Raw genomic sequence first — 15,823 nt, 5'->3', positions numbered from 1 at the left:
GCTCCTTCGCAAGATGGGGGTTTGTAGAGGCACGACTGGATAATAGACAGACCTGTCTGTACACTTCAAGCACAAAATGTTCACGAGGATGACGATTGGAGGGAAAAGAATCGCTCCCGCATAATGGCCGCCCGAGGAGACCGATATGGCAACGAACAAGCGCGACCTATTGCTCAGCACTGCCGAGCGGCTGTTCTACACAGAGGGCTACCACGCCACGGGCATCGACCGGATTCTCAGCGAGTCTGGCGTGGCGAAGATGACGCTGTACAAGCACTTCAAATCGAAGGAAGAGTTGATTCTCGCGGTGCTCGACGCCCGTCAGCTGCCAATGCTCGAGCGCCTGCGCGAAGCGCGCGACACCCTGCCGCCACGCAAGGCGCTTCTCGGCGTTTTCGATGGGTTGAACAATATGATTCACAGCCCGAGCGCGTTTTGTGGCTGCCTGTTCATCAACGCCGCGGCCGAATACCAGGACCGCGATCATCCGATTCATCAGCGCTCGGCGACGTACAAGGCTCAGTTTCAGACGCATCTGCGCGAACTGCTCGAAGCGCTCGACGCACCGCAGCCAGAGCAGCTAGCGCGACAACTGCAGTTTCTGATCGAGGGCGCGCTGAGCATGGCGCACATCGAAGGTCCCGCCGATCAGGCGCTGCTTGCCAAGGCGGCGGCTGATCAGTTGCTGCAGGCGGCCGGCGTCTGAATAAACGCCGGCGATGCGCCCTTATGCCAGGCGCTCTTCCTTCACGCGGAACCAGGCCGCATAAAGTGCCGGCAGGAACAGCAGCGTCAGTGCGGTCGCAACGATCAAGCCACCCATGATCGCCACGGCCATCGGCCCGAAGAACACGCTGCGTGACAGCGGAATCATCGCCAGCACCGATGCCAGCGCGGTCAATACGATGGGCCGGAAGCGGCGCACCGTGGCGTCGACAATGGCGTTGAAGCGGTCATGGCCGGCACCGATGTCCTGTTCGATCTGGTCCACCAGAATCACCGAGTTGCGCATGATCATCCCCGACAACGCGATGGTGCCGAGCATCGCGACGAAGCCGAACGGTTGACCGAACAACAACAGGAATAGCGCAACGCCGATCAGCCCCAGCGGCGCCGTGAGAAAGACTATCGCCGAAAGCGAAAAGCTTTTGAGCTGGACCATCAACAGGCTGACCACGACGATGATAAACAGCGGCATACCGGCATTCACCGACGCCTGCCCGCGGCTGGAATCTTCCACCGTCCCGCCAACCTCCAGCAGATAGCCGCTGGGGAGCGCATCGCGAATCTCGCTCAGCGTCGGCTCGATCTGCTGCACCAGAGAAGCCGGTTGCTGTTCGCCATAGATATCGGCACGCACCGTTACCGTCAGCAGGCGATTGCGATGCCAGATCACGCCTTCCTCGAAGCCATATTCCAGCGTGGCGACTTGAGACAGAGGCACGCTTAAACCGCTGGCGGTAGGAATCGCCAGGCTGGGCAGCATCGACAGCATTTCGCGCTCGCGTTCGGTGCCGCGTAGCAGGATTTCGATCAGCTCATTGTCTTCGCGGAACTGGCCCGCAGTGGTGCCGGTGAAGGTGCGCTTGAGAAAACTCGAAAGCTCGACCGTGCTCACCCCAAGGGCGCGGGCGCGATCCTGGTCGATATTCAGCCAGACCACCTTGCTCGGCTCCTGCCAATCCAGGTGTACGTTGGCCACATGAGGATTCTCACGAACCTTGGCGGCGACCTGACGTGCCAGTTTGCGGGCGACATCGATGTGCTCGCCGGTTACCCGAAACTGCACCGGATACCCCACGGGCGGACCATTTTCCAACCGACTGACACGCCCGCGCAGGGTTGGGAAATCTTCTCGCAGGCGATCGATCAACCAGCTGCGAAGGGCTTCGCGCTCTTCGATACTGTTAGCCAGCACTACAATCTGAGCGAAGCTGGTAGCAGGCAGCTGTTGATCGAGCGGCAGATAAAAACGTGGCGAGCCGTTGCCGACATAGGCGACATAGTTGTCGATACCGGCACGATCCTTGAGCAACTCTTCGAGGCGACGCACCTCGGCTTCGGTGGCCTTGAGCGAAGCGCCTTCGGTCAGCTTGAGATCGACCATCAGCTCCAGACGTCCCGATACCGGGAAGAATTGCTGTGGAACGACACGGAACAGGGCAATCGAGCCGGCGAAGAGCAACAGCGTCAGTACGATCACCGTTTTGCGTCGACGCACGCAGAAGTGAATGATCCGCCTCACCCGCTGATAGAACGGCGTTGAATAGGGATCGTGCCCCGCATCGCTACCACCGTGTTTTTGCGCGTGACGCTTGGCCAGATCAGGCAGCAACTTGGCCCCCAATAAAGGGACGAATACCACTGCGGCGATCCAAGAAGCAACCAGTGCGATGGTCACCACTTGAAAGATTGAACGGGTGTATTCACCGGTACTCGACTGCGCCGTGGCAATCGGCAAGAAACCCGCCGCGGTGATCAGGGTGCCGGTCAGCATCGGAAAAGCCGTGCTGGTCCAGGCGTAGCTCGCCGCCTTGAGCCGGTCGAAGCCCTGCTCCATTTTGATTGCCATCATCTCTACCGCAATGATCGCGTCATCCACCATCAGCCCGAGCGCCAGCACCAGCGCGCCGAGCGAGATCTTGTGCAGACCGATGTCGAGGTAATTCATGGTCGCGAAGGTCATCGCCAAGACCAGCGGGATCGATAGCGCCACCACCAGACCGGTGCGCACGCCGAGCGAGAAGAAGCTCACCAGCAGTACGATTACCAGCGCCTCAATGAGCACCTGAACGAACTCGCCGACCCCTGTCTTTACCGCTGCCGGTTGGTCGGACACCTTGCGCAACTCCATGCCGGCCGGCAGTTCCTGCTGCAAGCGTGCGAATTCGCCTTGCAGCGCCTCGCCCAGCACGAGAATGTCGCCACCGTCCTTCATCGACACCGCCAGACCGATCGCCGGCTCGCCCATGAAGCGCATACGGGGCGCCGGCGGATCGTTGAAGCCACGATAGACTTCTGCCACATCGCCAATGCGAAAGGTGCTGCCAGCCACGCGGATGGGGAAGTCGCGAATTTCCTTGACCGTCTCGAAGCTGCCGGTCACGCGTAGTTGGACTCGGTCACTCGGGGTCTCGACGAAGCCCGCCGACAACACCGTATTCTGCGCTTCGAGCGCCTGCTGCACGGCTTCCAGCGGTACTCCCAGGTTGGCCAGCTTGACGTTGGAAAGCTCGATCCAGATCTTTTCGTCCTGCAGGCCGATCAGCTCGACCTTGCCGACATTCGTCACCCGCTGCAGCTGCAGCTGGATGCGGTCGGCATAATCCTTGAGCACCGCATAGTCGAAGCCCTTGCCGGTCAGCGCATAGATGTTGCCGAAGGTGGTGCCGAACTCATCGTTGAAGAAAGGACCTTGCACCCCGGCCGGCAAGGTGTGACGAATGTCGCCGATCTTTTTGCGGATCTGGTACCAAAGTTCAGGGATTTGCTCGGAGCGCATCGAGTCGCGCGCCATGAAGGTTACGTTGGATTCGCCCGGCCGCGAGAAGGAAACGATGCGCTCGTAATCGCCGGTCTCCATCAGCTTCTTCTCGATGCGCTCAGTGACCTGACGAGAGACTTCCTCGGCCGTGGCGCCAGGCCACTGGGTCTGAATCACCATCGCCTTGAAGGTGAAGGGTGGATCTTCGCTCTGGCCGAGCTTGCTATAGGAAAGTATTCCGACGACAGCCACCAACAGCATCAGATAGATCACGATCTGCCGGTTACCCAGCGCCCAGGCAGAGAGGTTGAAGCGCATCGCGATTACTCCTGCGCCGCCAGCACGACCGGCCGGTTGTCGCGGTCGACCGCCCTGACCTCTTGGTTTTCATGCAGCATCTGCACGCCGGCCAGCACGACCCAGTCGTCAGCTTGCAAGCCGTCCAGTATGGGTACCAGGGTTTCGCCGAAGGCGCCGGTGCGCACGGCGACTCGTTCCAAGGTGGCGCCCTCCGTCACTCGCCAGACATAGGCCTTGCCCTGCTCCGCCGTGACAGCCGAGAGCGGAACAGCCAGCGGCACCTCGCCGTTATTGCGGATCGACACCAGGGCGCTCTGCCCCAGCTCGGCCGGCACCTCGGCATCGGTGAACGCGACTCGCGCCGAGTAGGTACGCGTTTGCTGATCAGCTGCCGGCGATAGTTCACGAATATGTCCCGGGTACTGCTTGCCCGGATGCGACCAGATTTCCACCGAGACCTTCTGCCCTACCGCATAGCGATCCAGCGCCTGCTCCGGCAGATTGATCGCCACCTCGCGCTCGCCGTCGGCGGCGAGCACGAATGCGGTCTGCCCTGCCGCGACCACTTGGCCGACCTCGACCCGACGCTGGGCTATAACCCCGTCGCGGGTCGCCCGCAAAACGGCATAGCCGACCTGGTTGCTCGCCACATCGAATTCAGCGCGCGCCTGTTGTAGACGCGCCTGGGCCGAGCGATAGGCGTTTTCGGAAGAATCGAATTGCGAGCGGCTGACCAGCTGGCGATCCATCAGCGTCTTGTAGCGCTCATGCTCAGCGCGGGCAACGCGAAGGTTGGCTTCCGCGGCGGCAACCTGAGCGCGCAAGCCTTCCAATTGCAACTGCACGTCCCGCGGATCAAGTTTGGCCAAGGGCTGATCCTTGCGCACTCGTTCACCGGCTTCAACCAGACGCTCGGTCACCTTTCCGCCGATCCGGAACGACAGTTCAGGCTCGTAACGCGCATGCACCTCGCCTGGATAGCTTTCGACCGACTCGCTGGCCGGTTGCGGCTGAACCACCATGACCGGCCTTGCAGAAAGCTGCTCGGGCTCACCATTGCCGCAACCGGCAAGCAAGGCGAAACCAATGACACCGAGGAAAGGCAGGGCATGTCGGAACACGATGGATCTCTCTTTGTCGCCAGGCGGGCTTTAATACTTATACTGCGCGGTATAGTAAAAATACCGAACTCACCAGTCTAGTATTAAAAGCGCATATGACAAAAACCCCATCCGCACCCTCTGGCCCCGGCCGTCCGAAGGATTTAGCCAAGCGCCAGTCAGTACTGGCCGCCGCTAAGGTGCTATTCCTCAGCAACGGCTACGAAGGCAGCAGCATGGAGGCCATCGCTGCCGAGGCCGGCGTTTCCAAGCTCACGCTATACAGCCATTTCAAGGACAAGGAAGCGTTGTTTGGCGAGGCGATAAAAACCACTTGCGAGACGCGCTTGCCGCGCAAGCTGTTCGTCCTCGAGGACGGCTGCTCGATCAGCCAGGTACTACTGGAGTTGGGCTATGCATTCCATGCCTTAGTTAACAGCCCGGAATCCATCGGACTGCACCGTGTGATGGTGGCCATGGCCACGCAGAATTCTGCTTTGTCACGCATGTTTTTCGACGCAGGACCGCAGCGTTTGCTGGTGGATCTGGAGCAACTGCTGATTCAGGCCAACCAGCGTGGATTGCTGCGGGTGAGCGAGCCCATGCGCGCTGCCGAACATTTCTGCTCGCTGATAAAGGGCGCCGCGCACTTCCGCTTGTTGATCGGCTACGCGGAACTGCCCGACCAGGCAGAAGCCGACAAGCATGTGCAGGACTGCGTCGCCTTGTTCATGCGTAACTATGGAATGTGAAACCGGGTCGAACTGAGACGGCACACGAACCGGCCCGATAGTTTCGCGACTGCAGCACGGAGCGAAGGGAGGCGCCACATCGACTACAAGGCGGAAAGGGTCCGATATTCGTCCTGTGCAAGCTGATCGGTCATGCCGCTAACGAAATCTTGCAGCATTCGGCAGCGGTAGTAGAACTCCCAAAGCGGCTGGTCAGGCGATTCCATAGAGTGGACTTTCATGGCCTCGTGGTAGGCCTTGATCAGCTGGCTTGGCAATCGCCGCGCCAACATCTGCAGATGTGGCTCGCTGCGGCAGCCTCCCTCGGTCAGGGCCTGGAAGGTTTCCGGGGCTACGCGCAGCAGTGGTGCATAGGCGTCGAGCAAGCCCTGCAGAATGCGATAGCCCTGCAATTGCAGGGTTTCCACTTCCCGATGGCAGAACACGCGGTCCATCGCAACGTCCTTGAAGGTCTGCACGATGGCGTTGACCAAGCTGGAATCTTCCAGCAGTGCGCGGTCCAGTGTGCCGTGGTAGACCGACTCGATGTTGTCGACGAACTGCTGAGCCGCATGCTGCACCAGCGGATGGACCATGTTTACCCGTAACCAGATGAAGAACTCGCCGACCTTGTTGATCGGCTCCTTCCGCGCGCGCGACTCGGCATAGGCGACCATGCTGCGAAAGCTGCGCCCGGTTGGCTCGATCGGCTCGTCTGGCGATCCGTGCTCGGCGAACTTGGCTACCAGCAGTTGCGCCAGCTGTTCAATGGTGAAGATGCCTTTCTCCACCGAGTCCTCAATGTCGGCCAGGCAATAGGCGATGTCATCCGCCGCTTCCATGATGTAGGCAACGGGATGGCGCGTACCGGATTGCAGACCCAGCGCCGTGCGCAAATCATCCACGAACGGCGCTTCGGATAGATAGAAGCCCGGCTTCTTGTGCAGATAGGCGCCAGGCGTGCCCTTGTCAGGCTTGGGCGCGTAGGCCGCACGCACGTACTTGAGCAGGCCGGCCGTCTGGGTATAGGTCAGATTGAGCCGCAACAGGCTCACCACCAAACGAATCGCCTGAGCGTTGCCTTCGAACTGTTTGAGATCGAGCAGCATGCGTGCGCGCAGCTCGATACCTCCCTGCTCCATCGGTACGGCCGAGTCGAAAAGCGTCTCGAGATGGCGTGCAAACCACTCACTGATGGCGAACTCGCCGAAGTGCCCAAAGGGCGGATTACCGATGTCGTGCATCAGGCAGGCCATTTCCACCAGGCTTTCCAGCGCTCCTTCCAGATCATCGAGGCCATACAGGCTAGCCTTGTTGCCAAGCTGCTTATATAGCGTACGGACGATAAAACGACCGGTCTGTTGGACCTCCAACGAATGCGTTAGCCGGCTACGCACCGCCGCGTTGCGCTCCAGCGGGAACACCTGCGTTTTCTGCTGCAGGCGACGCACCGCAGCCGAATTTATGATGCGGCCGCGGTCGCTTTCCAGTTGATCGATGACCGCCTGCAGGTTGCCGTCCGAGGCGCGCATCCCCTGTTCCATCTGGCCGTATGGCCGTTGGCGGGAGATCTTGTCCTTGAAGTTCAGGGGCACTGGCATGGATCGCACTCGGTAAATAAGAATGCCGAGCCTAGCGCGGCATGACGGCTTTACCAAGACCGCTGCCCCGCCCTCGCGCCTGCTCGACTAGAATCGCCTGCTCAGCCAAGAGCGAAGCCATCATGAGCAGAGCGGACTTTCATCGCCAACATGCCGAGCGGGCGACCGCCGAAGCACGGCGGCTACTCGACAAACGACCCGAACTGGGAACTCGTTGGCTACCGTGGGTCGCCTCGGAGCTCTACCAACTCACCCCGCCGGAATACGCGGCGATGGTTCGCCGTGAACTGGCTCGCCTGAACGGATGAGCAGTCGGTTGAAGGCCTCCTTCGCGGCTCGAGCCCCTGCCGATGGACTACAGTCAGAGCCCCGATTCGAGGTGGCAGCAGCGCGGCCAGCGCACTTTGCTTACCCCTGTCTGGCGCCGCTGGGGCAAACGTATCGCTCAGCAGCTGAACAACCGGCAGCAGACGCTGACCGCAGCTCAAGTGCCGCTATCCAGAGCGGCCGATCAGGCGTAGTCTCGGGCACATCTACTTTGAATCCTCAACGCTCACTCCGAGGTGCCCTGGCCACAGAGCAGACCGACGCAGGGATGCACAACCAGCCATTAATCCGCGAGGCGACACCATGAGCAAAGGTATGGATACAAAGAAGAACGCAAAAAAGAAACCACTGAAAACTGCGCAGGAAAAGCGCTCGGCTAAACGAGAGAAAGCCAACGGAGCCACACCTCTATTGGGAAGCCACGCCGCTCGCTGAGATATCCTAAGTTACAGCGCCCCGCCCGGCTCCCGGTGCGGGGCGTTTTGCTGTCAGGCAGTCGAACTGCCCAGCACCATGCGCACCCGGCCCAGCAGCCAGCCGCCGCCTACGTTGATCATCAGCCCCAGCATTACCAGCAGTGCTCCGATTGCCTGCATCACACCAAGATGCTCATCGAGTAGCAGCGCGGCGGAGGTCAGCCCCACCACCGGTACCAGTAGCGAGAAAGGTGCCACGGTGTTGGCCGGGTAGCGCGACAATAGCCGGCTCCACAGGCTGTAGCCGAGGATGGTGGCACCAAAGGCCAGATAGAGAAGCACCAGAACCGAACTCCAGCCGATACCGCGCAATGCGCTTTCGATTACTTGCGGGCCTTCCATCATCCATGAAAGCGCAAAGAATGGGATCGGTGGAATCAGGCTGCCCCACACCACCAGTCCAACCAGGTTCACCTTGCCCACCTTGCGCGTCACGATATTGCCCAGCGCCCACATCGACGCCGCACAGATGGTGAGCACGAAGCCAGCCAAGGTCATGCTGCGATCGCCCTGCATGCCGATCAGCAGCAGCCCGCCCGCAGCGATCAACAAGCCGATGAAATTGGTCGCCCGCAGACGCTCGCCAAGAAACAGCGCGGCGAAGAACAGCGTGAAAAATGCCTGCGATTGCAGCACCAACGAAGCCAGCCCGGCCGGCATGCCGACATTCATGGCCGAGAACAGAAAGGCGAACTGCCCAAGCGAGATGGTCGCGCCATAGGCCAGCAGCCAGCGCAGCGGCAGTAGCGGACGTTTGATGAACAAAATCGCCGGGAAGGCGGCAAGCATGAAACGCAACGCACCGAGCAGCATTGGCGGAATATCGTCCAAACCGACCTTGATCACCACGAAGTTCATGCCCCAGACAACGATTACCACGAGGGCCAGCAGGAGGTCTTTGGGTGCCATGGCGCACTTCCCAAGTTAAAAAATCATTAAAGCCCTCCCTTGCGATCGTGCACTCATACAGCGAGCAAAGGATTCGGCAATACAGTCGCAACGCGGCAAACCTGCCCCGCGAATGGCTCTTTCCGGCATGGGTCGATGTCATGCACTCCGTGCCAGCTTCGGCTGCAAAGAGCTAGAATCTCTGCGAACGAATCAACCCGCACGAGAGCAAGCATGGGCGCACAGTGGAAAGCGAAGCATAAAGAAGCGGCAGCCAACGCCAAGGGACGCACCTTCGGCAAGCTGTCGAAGGAGATCATGATCGCAGCCCGCAGCGGCGCCGATCCGGATATGAATCCCCGCTTGCGCCTGGTGGTGGAACAGGCCAAGAAAGCCTCGATGCCGCGAGAAACCCTGGAGCGCGCAATCAAGAAAGGCGCCGGCCTGCTCGGTGAAAGCGTCCACTATGAACGCACCACCTATGAAGGTTTCGCCCCGCATCAGGTGCCGGTGATCGTCGAGTGCCTGACCGACAACGTCAACCGCACCGTCGCTGAGATCCGCGTACTGTTCCGCAAGGGTCAGCTCGGTTCGTCCGGCTCTGTCGCTTGGGATTTCGACCACTGCGGCCTGATCGAAGCGGCGCCGGACACGGCTGACGCCGATCCGGAACTGGCCGCCATCGAAGCCGGTGCGCAGGATTTCGAAGCCGCCGAAGACGGGGCCACGCTATTCATCAGTGATCCCAGCGATATGGACGTGGTCTGCCGGGCGCTGCCTGAACAGGGCTTCACCGTACAGTCGGCCCAGCTTGGTTATCGACCCAAGAACCCCGTCACGACGCTTTCCGATGCGGAGCTCGAAGAAGTCGAAGCCTTCCTCGCGGCCATCGATGCCCATGACGATGTGCAGAACGTCTATGTCGGCCTGGCGGGCTGACGGGTCTGGATTCCGGTAGAGGGTAAACACCATGAGCACGAACAAACCGAATACGCCGTACGCCCAGCGCGAACAGGGCTATCGCGAGAAGGCGCTGAAAATGTACCCCTGGGTCTGTGGACGTTGCGCGCGGGAGTTTTCAGGCAAGCGGCTGAGCGAACTGACGGTCCACCATAAGGACCACAACCACGACAACAACCCCGAGGATGGCTCCAACTGGGAACTGCTCTGCCTGTATTGCCACGACAACGAGCATTCACGCTATACGGACAATCAGTACCAGGCCGAAGCCAGGCCAGGCAGCGATCTGGGCTCGAAGGAAACCTTTAAGGCCTTCGCCAACCTAGGTGACCTGCTCAAGGGCAAGTCGGATTGATTCAGTGATCTCGAATCTGTTCCCGTTTCGCGTGAGCCGCGACGAAACGGGTACAGCTCACACGCTCTGGTTACTTGACCAGCAGGACCGGCACCGAAACCTCATGGACCACACGGTTGGCAACCGAGCCCAGCAACATGCCGGTAAAGCTGCCTAGGCCGCGTGTGCCCATGACGACGGTGTCGCAGCCGAATTGCTGCACCGCCGCATTCACCTGCGCTGCGACGTCGCCTAGAACGGCATGGGTCTGGTGCGGTATGCCGGCGGCCTGTAACTCCGTAGCGGCTTGCTCCAGTGTATGGTGAGATTTTTCAAGAAAGCTCTTGTTCAGATCTTCAACCGTACTTGCGGTGACGAATTCGCCATAGATGACCGGTTCCTGCTGCGCATTCAGGACGTGCACCTGAAGCGGTTTAGGCGCATCGGCGGCGAAGTCGACGATGTATCGCAGCGCCCGTTTAGCGTTGTCCGAACCGTCGAAAGCTAAAAGAATGTTGCGCATGGCGGTCTCCATTGAACATTTGAGAACAGCATAGACCACCGCCCAATGCTCCCGAGCGCCAGGAACATATCCATTGCGCTGGATCAATCCCAGCACCGGAAACAATCAACTCCTTTGCGAGACAGTCGATGAGTACAACCTCCAACGCTCCGTTCGGCGTCGGCGACGCCTCGTTCAAGGCAGCCGGCGGCGAAGCCGGCATCCAACAGCTGGTCGCGGAATTCTACCGGATCGTGGACGAGCACGAAGCCGCCCATTGCGTACGCCGTTTGTATCCGCAGGACCTGAGTGAGGCGCGCGAACGTTTGGCGGCGTTTCTCTGTGGCTGGCTGGGTGGGCCGCGCCGTTACGCCGAAAAGTTCGGCAGCATCAGCATCCCGCAATTCCACAGACGCTGGACGGTGGGCGAAACCGAGCGGGACGCCTGGCTCGAATGCATGGCGCTCGCCATTGCCAGGCAGGACTACTCAGCGGACTTCGCCGACTACCTCTTGGTGCAGTTGCGGGTACCGGCGGAACGCATCCTGCAAGCCGGACAACAGTCGTGCCCGGCGCACCCGCACTCGCTGCGGCCATAACCGACGCGGATCGGCAGGCCGAACCCTGGGCACATCGCTGCGTCATAACTCTGTGGGATAACGATGCTCGGATGCGGCATCCGCTTCGAACAGCAGTCAGGGTGATTAGATGAAGATCCGCTTTGCATCGGTCAACGAGCAGAAGATTTGCGACGCACGGGAATTTCTCGAGCAGAGCGGCATTGAGATCATCAGCTTCCCGGTGCGCATCGTGGAACAGCAAACCGAAGATCTGCATCAGTTGGTCAGTGACAAGCTGATGGACGCCTTCAAAATGATTGGCAAACCGGTCTTCGTCGAGCACTCGGGCCTGTTCATCAATAGCCTGAACGGTTTCCCCGGCGGCCTGACCCAGACGTTCTGGGATCGTTTGCACGCCGTGCGCTTCTCCGAACTGATCGGCAATCTGGACGATTCTTCCGCGGTGGCACGTTCGCTGATCGGCTACTGCGACGGTCGCAAGCGGCATTTCTTCGAGGGAGAAGTTACCGGCAGAATTTCCCGCGAACCGGCGGGTGCAGAGGGCTTCGAGTGGGATAACGTGTTCATTCCCGATGGTTACTCCTGCACATTCGCCGAGTTGGGTGGCGTCCATAACGAGCTTTCCATGCGCAAGCGGGCGTTAAACGCCTTCATCAATCACTTGCGCCGGGTCTGAGAGGTATAGATGCAGAAGCTTCTGGAGGCATACCGGCATAACCGCCTGATTCTTTTCGTAGGCTCCGGCGTGTCGGCCAATATCGGACTACCGCCCTGGCGCGACCTGATCAACGAAATTGCCCAGCAACTCGATTACGACCCCGATGTCTTCGATACCTATGGAAACTTCCTCTCGCTTGCCGAGTACTACCGCATCAGAAAAGGCAACATCGGGCCACTGCGCAGCTGGATGGACCGGGAGTGGCACAAGAGCATCGAGATTCGGGATTCGGAGATTCACCGGCTGATCGTTCAAGGTCGGTTTCCAGCGATCTACACGACCAACTACGACCGCTGGTTGGAGAACGCCCATGATGCTCATGGCGTTGGTTACATCAAGATCGCCAATGCCAGTGACCTGGTAAAGGCCCGCGATGGCGTCAGGCAGATCGTCAAATTTCATGGCGACTTCGATGACGATGACTCAATCGTGCTCGATGAAACGAGCTATTACGAGCGCCTGCAATTCGAAACGCCGCTGGATATCAAGTTGCGCGCGGACACATTGAGCAAAGCCGTTCTGTTTATTGGCTACAGCCTTTCGGATACCAACATTCGATTATTGTTCTACAAACTATCGAAGATCTGGAACGAACACGAAACCCTTGGCGTCCGGCCGATATCCTATGTCTTCTCGCACAAACCCAACCCGGTGCAGGAAGAAATTCTCAGCCAATGGGGAATTCAGATGATCACTTCGGAAGATGACGAACCGGGGTTGGCCTTGCAGAACTTTTTGCGGAATCTGGTTGAAGGCTAACGGGCTATGGTTATATCAAGCGAAGCGAAAGAATAAACAAACGAAGCGATAAAAGTGCGATGCCGCCGGGCATCGCACTCACATGCATCAGTAGTTGTAACCAATACCGACGCTATAGAAGAACGCTCCATCGTCATAACGATCTCGCGCATCGCTTCCGCTCTTGAACAGAAACTGATATTCAGCCATCGCAGTGATGAACGTCTTGTCCTGAACCCAGTATTTTATGCCGAGTTCCGGCCCCCCCATGAAGGTCTCGTCCACTTCCTCGCCGTAGACTCCACCCACGCTCAGGCCAATGAATGGGCGAGTGTTCCCACTACCGAAGTGGTAGTCATAAAACACTCGGGTGGAGCCATCGAACTGCACGCTTTCACCTTCAGAATCGCGGGCGTTAACCGTTTGCCGAATGCCCCACATGGATCGCTCATCAAGATAAGTACCCCAACTACCTTGTACTGAGAACACTGTATCGTCGAAGTCCTTGTCGCTACTTCCCGCACCGCTCAAGGTAACTTCACGATCACCTGCCACCGGAGCGGCAACTGCGATAGCGGGAAGCATGGCGGCTACCAGGAGAGAAGTTTTGAAAAGTCGTTTCATGACAACACCCTCTTGTTCTTACTATGGCGGATACGCAGTAACGCTCACGCGATGCGTATTTTAATGACAAGAGGAGCACAACTACTGTTCATTTTATTTTAGGTATATCAAGTAAGCTGTTATTTTTATTGATTATTTAATTTGTTTCGCCGCTGCGCTAGTTATCGCCTAACCGGGCTGAGATCGCCAAACAACAAACGGAGCGAATCTATACAACCCGATCAGCCGACATGAAGCCCGACCCAAGAATGGATGTCCAATCACGCCGAGCTACTTTTTCGCGCCGATACATCTTCCGGCAATAGTTCATCTTCCGGATCCGTATCGAACTGTCGTCCCATGGCGATTCGCAGCCAGACCGGTATCAGCAATAACCCAACCGCCAGACACAGCCAACTAATAAGGGAGCTGCCCTGCGGCGGCGGGAACATCAGGCGACCAACACCGACTAGCAATGAAAAAAGCGAAACGGCGGTTACCGCCACGGCGAACAACCGAGTCCCTAATGCCTTGACCGACACCGCAGCCCCAATGCCGTTGAGCATCGCTGCGTGCCGCCAGAAGCCGAAGGGGCGAACACGGCGATAGAAGCGTTTGAGCGTGGCGTCGTCCGTCGCCGGAGTGATGAAGGTAACCAGGATCGCGGCGGATGTAGTGGTCAAGGCCATAATTCCGAGACGTATCCATTCGCGCTCCGGATCGGTGCCCAAGTAATAGAGGAGCAAAGGCGCCGTAATCAGCGATACCGCCATGGCGGTCAGCTCCGAGTACAGATTGATTCGTTCCCAGAGCCAACGCAGCACTAGCACCGAACCCATCCCCGCGCCAAACAGTAGCGAAATAAACCAGGCGGTCTGGATCGAACCGAGATTGGCCATGATGATCATCGCGATCACCAGAATCAGCACGTTGGACAGCCGCGCCACCAGCACCAACTCGCGATCCCTTGGCTTGCGCTTGAGCACATGTGGCGCGAATACGCCGCCATAGACATCGTTGCTCCAGTAAGACGCGCCCCAGTTGAGGTGTGTATCGACGGTAGACGCCAACGCGGCCAGCAATCCGACCAGCATCAGGCCGCGCACGCCCGGCGGTAACAAATCCTCGATACCTTGCACGAACAGTGCTTCCCGCCCGGCCGTGAAACCATCGCCGGCCATCTCGGCTGGAGTGAATGGGTATAGCACCAGCAGCCCAACCGCAATCGCAAGCCAGAACAGACTGCGCAGAAATATCTGTAGCCAGGCGAACACCAGACCGGCTATTCGAGCGTCACGGTCGGTCGGGCACGCCATGCTTCGCTGCGCAAGATAGCCAGTACCGTCGGAGTTCATCTGGAAGAACCACTGCAGACCGATGATGACCAGGAACGGCATCAGCGCCTCACCCGCATCGGCTGGCGGGGCGAAGGACAACATCCTGCTCGCCTGCTCGGCTCCGTAGATTTCCACAATGCGATCCGTCAGCCCGCCCAACCCACCGGCGGCGTCGACGACGAACCAGGCATAAAGCAGCGTGCCGATCATCGCCAGGCTGAACTGCATTACATCCGTCTGGACCACAGCGCGAAGCCCCCCCGTTATCGAATACATCGCGGTGAACGCGAGAATCAGCAGAATCGATATCAGGTTGTTGGCGCTCATCATCGCCGGCTCCAGCCCGGTAATACTTTCACCGAGCTGTATGCCTGTAGAGGCGATGAAATCCACGATGGGCTCGTACACTCCAGCGGGCAGCCACAAATGCCATGGCAGGAACACTTCGGCGATACGAATGGCGGCCACCAGCACCATCGCCAGCACCACGCAATTGATCACCGTGCCGTAGTAGATCGCCTTAAGCAAACGTAACGGAGTGACACCCTTGCCGCTATATCGCACCCGGGTCAACTCGGCATCGGTCAATACCCCGGCCCGACGCCAGCCAACCGCGAACACGAAAGCCATGAGCAGGAACGCAAGGCCGTAAATCCACAATCGCCAAAGCGCGAAGATGCCAGCCGTTGCAACGAGGCCGGTAACAAGTAGCGGAGTATCGGCGGCGAACTGAGTCGCCCCCATGGAAAACCCCGCCTTCCAGCCTTTGATCGTTTTGCCGGCGAGAAAATACTCATCGAGACTCTGAGAGGCCTTTCCGCGCGCGCGGAGGCCTGAACCCAGACCGTACAGGATGAAAACCACCACTATCAGGAGATCTATCATTGTTATGGCCCTGTGGAGTAGTTCTCTTCAGAGCCTGCACTACAGCGAAAATTGCGGCTATCGGATAAACGGATCGGGCGGGCCGGCTAGAACAGGTTACGGCGCTCATCGGGTACCATGCGCTGCGTCATCGGATACTGCTCATGCTCGAACTCAAACCGCGTCAGCTACCCGCCGAATGTCAGTCGATACTCAACAAGTTCTACTGCGCCCATCGCAGCCATATGCGGGTACCGGCCGATGCGCATTGCTGGGTCC

The 15,823-nt window shown here is 59.0% G+C and carries 15 protein-coding genes; 8 read left to right on the top strand and 7 right to left on the bottom strand.

The annotated features are described in order from the left end of the window. Positions 1-145 precede the first annotated feature (145 nt). On the top strand, positions 146-706 hold the full coding sequence (locus tag NA647_RS05585) for a TetR/AcrR family transcriptional regulator (RefSeq protein ID WP_256056801.1): 561 nt from the start codon (positions 146-148) through the stop codon (positions 704-706). A gap of 21 nt (positions 707-727) precedes the next feature. On the opposite strand, the gene NA647_RS05580 is transcribed toward NA647_RS05585, so the two are convergent. Both NA647_RS05580 and NA647_RS05575 read right to left on the bottom strand, forming a co-directional pair. Next, a complete protein-coding gene (locus NA647_RS05580; RefSeq protein ID WP_256056800.1) occupies positions 728-3,802 on the bottom strand; it encodes an efflux RND transporter permease subunit in 3,075 nt (1,024 codons plus the stop codon). A gap of 5 nt (positions 3,803-3,807) precedes the next feature. Then, complete coding sequence (locus NA647_RS05575; RefSeq protein WP_256056799.1) at positions 3,808-4,905, bottom strand: efflux RND transporter periplasmic adaptor subunit; 1,098 nt, start codon at positions 4,903-4,905, stop codon at positions 3,808-3,810. A 95-nt stretch (positions 4,906-5,000) separates the two neighbouring features. Here NA647_RS05575 and NA647_RS05570 point away from each other — a divergent pair, with 95 nt between their 5' ends. After that, positions 5,001-5,636 (top strand): TetR/AcrR family transcriptional regulator, encoded by a 636-nt coding sequence (locus tag NA647_RS05570; protein WP_256056798.1) that lies wholly within the window; start codon positions 5,001-5,003, stop codon positions 5,634-5,636. An 83-nt stretch (positions 5,637-5,719) separates the two neighbouring features. Here NA647_RS05570 and dgt read toward each other — a convergent pair whose 3' ends face one another. Beyond that, positions 5,720-7,216: a dGTPase gene (dgt, locus tag NA647_RS05565; RefSeq protein WP_256056797.1), complete on the bottom strand. Its 1,497-nt coding sequence runs from the start codon at positions 7,214-7,216 to the stop codon at positions 5,720-5,722. 122 nt (positions 7,217-7,338) lie between these two features. On the opposite strand from dgt, the gene NA647_RS05560 reads away from it, so the two are divergent. Next, positions 7,339-7,524, top strand: a complete 186-nt coding sequence (locus NA647_RS05560) for a hypothetical protein (protein WP_256056796.1) — start codon at positions 7,339-7,341, stop codon at positions 7,522-7,524. A gap of 507 nt (positions 7,525-8,031) precedes the next feature. Here NA647_RS05560 and NA647_RS05555 read toward each other — a convergent pair. Continuing rightward, complete coding sequence (locus NA647_RS05555) at positions 8,032-8,928, bottom strand: EamA family transporter (RefSeq protein WP_256056795.1); 897 nt, start codon at positions 8,926-8,928, stop codon at positions 8,032-8,034. A 213-nt stretch (positions 8,929-9,141) separates the two neighbouring features. Between NA647_RS05555 and NA647_RS05550 the strand changes: the two genes are divergently transcribed. Both NA647_RS05550 and NA647_RS05545 read left to right on the top strand, forming a co-directional pair. After that, entirely contained in the window at positions 9,142-9,846 is a 705-nt protein-coding gene (locus NA647_RS05550) for a YebC/PmpR family DNA-binding transcriptional regulator (protein ID WP_256050114.1), read from the top strand. A 31-nt stretch (positions 9,847-9,877) separates the two neighbouring features. Then, positions 9,878-10,222 carry a YajD family HNH nuclease gene (locus NA647_RS05545; RefSeq protein ID WP_256056794.1) on the top strand — a complete coding sequence of 115 codons (345 nt, stop codon included), beginning with the start codon at positions 9,878-9,880 and terminating at the stop codon, positions 10,220-10,222. Between the two features lie 70 nt (positions 10,223-10,292). Here the strand turns inward: NA647_RS05545 and NA647_RS05540 are convergent, their stop codons facing one another. Next, positions 10,293-10,724, bottom strand: a complete 432-nt coding sequence (locus NA647_RS05540; RefSeq protein WP_256056793.1) for a universal stress protein — start codon at positions 10,722-10,724, stop codon at positions 10,293-10,295. 128 nt (positions 10,725-10,852) lie between these two features. Between NA647_RS05540 and NA647_RS05535 the strand changes: the two genes are divergently transcribed. The 3 genes from NA647_RS05535 to NA647_RS05525 all read left to right on the top strand — a co-directional run bounded on the left by NA647_RS05535 (position 10,853) and on the right by NA647_RS05525 (position 12,761). Continuing rightward, entirely contained in the window at positions 10,853-11,302 is a 450-nt protein-coding gene (locus NA647_RS05535; RefSeq protein ID WP_256056792.1) for a group II truncated hemoglobin, read from the top strand. Positions 11,303-11,411: 109 nt separating this feature from the next. Beyond that, on the top strand, positions 11,412-11,960 hold the full coding sequence (locus NA647_RS05530; protein ID WP_256056791.1) for a non-canonical purine NTP pyrophosphatase: 549 nt from the start codon (positions 11,412-11,414) through the stop codon (positions 11,958-11,960). Positions 11,961-11,969: 9 nt separating this feature from the next. Further along, positions 11,970-12,761, top strand: coding sequence for an SIR2 family protein (locus NA647_RS05525; protein ID WP_131648275.1), 792 nt, complete (start codon positions 11,970-11,972; stop codon positions 12,759-12,761). An 87-nt stretch (positions 12,762-12,848) separates the two neighbouring features. On the opposite strand, the gene NA647_RS05520 is transcribed toward NA647_RS05525, so the two are convergent. Both NA647_RS05520 and NA647_RS05515 read right to left on the bottom strand, forming a co-directional pair. Then, entirely contained in the window at positions 12,849-13,364 is a 516-nt protein-coding gene (locus tag NA647_RS05520; protein WP_256050111.1) for a hypothetical protein, read from the bottom strand. A gap of 260 nt (positions 13,365-13,624) precedes the next feature. After that, on the bottom strand, positions 13,625-15,565 hold the full coding sequence (locus NA647_RS05515) for a sodium:solute symporter family protein (protein ID WP_256056790.1): 1,941 nt from the start codon (positions 15,563-15,565) through the stop codon (positions 13,625-13,627). Between the last annotated feature and the right edge of the window lie 258 nt (positions 15,566-15,823).

This window comes from Stutzerimonas stutzeri, assembly GCF_024448985.1.
GTDB lineage: Bacteria > Pseudomonadota > Gammaproteobacteria > Pseudomonadales > Pseudomonadaceae > Stutzerimonas > Stutzerimonas stutzeri_AP.
This window is presented reverse-complemented; position numbering and strand designations above follow the sequence as displayed.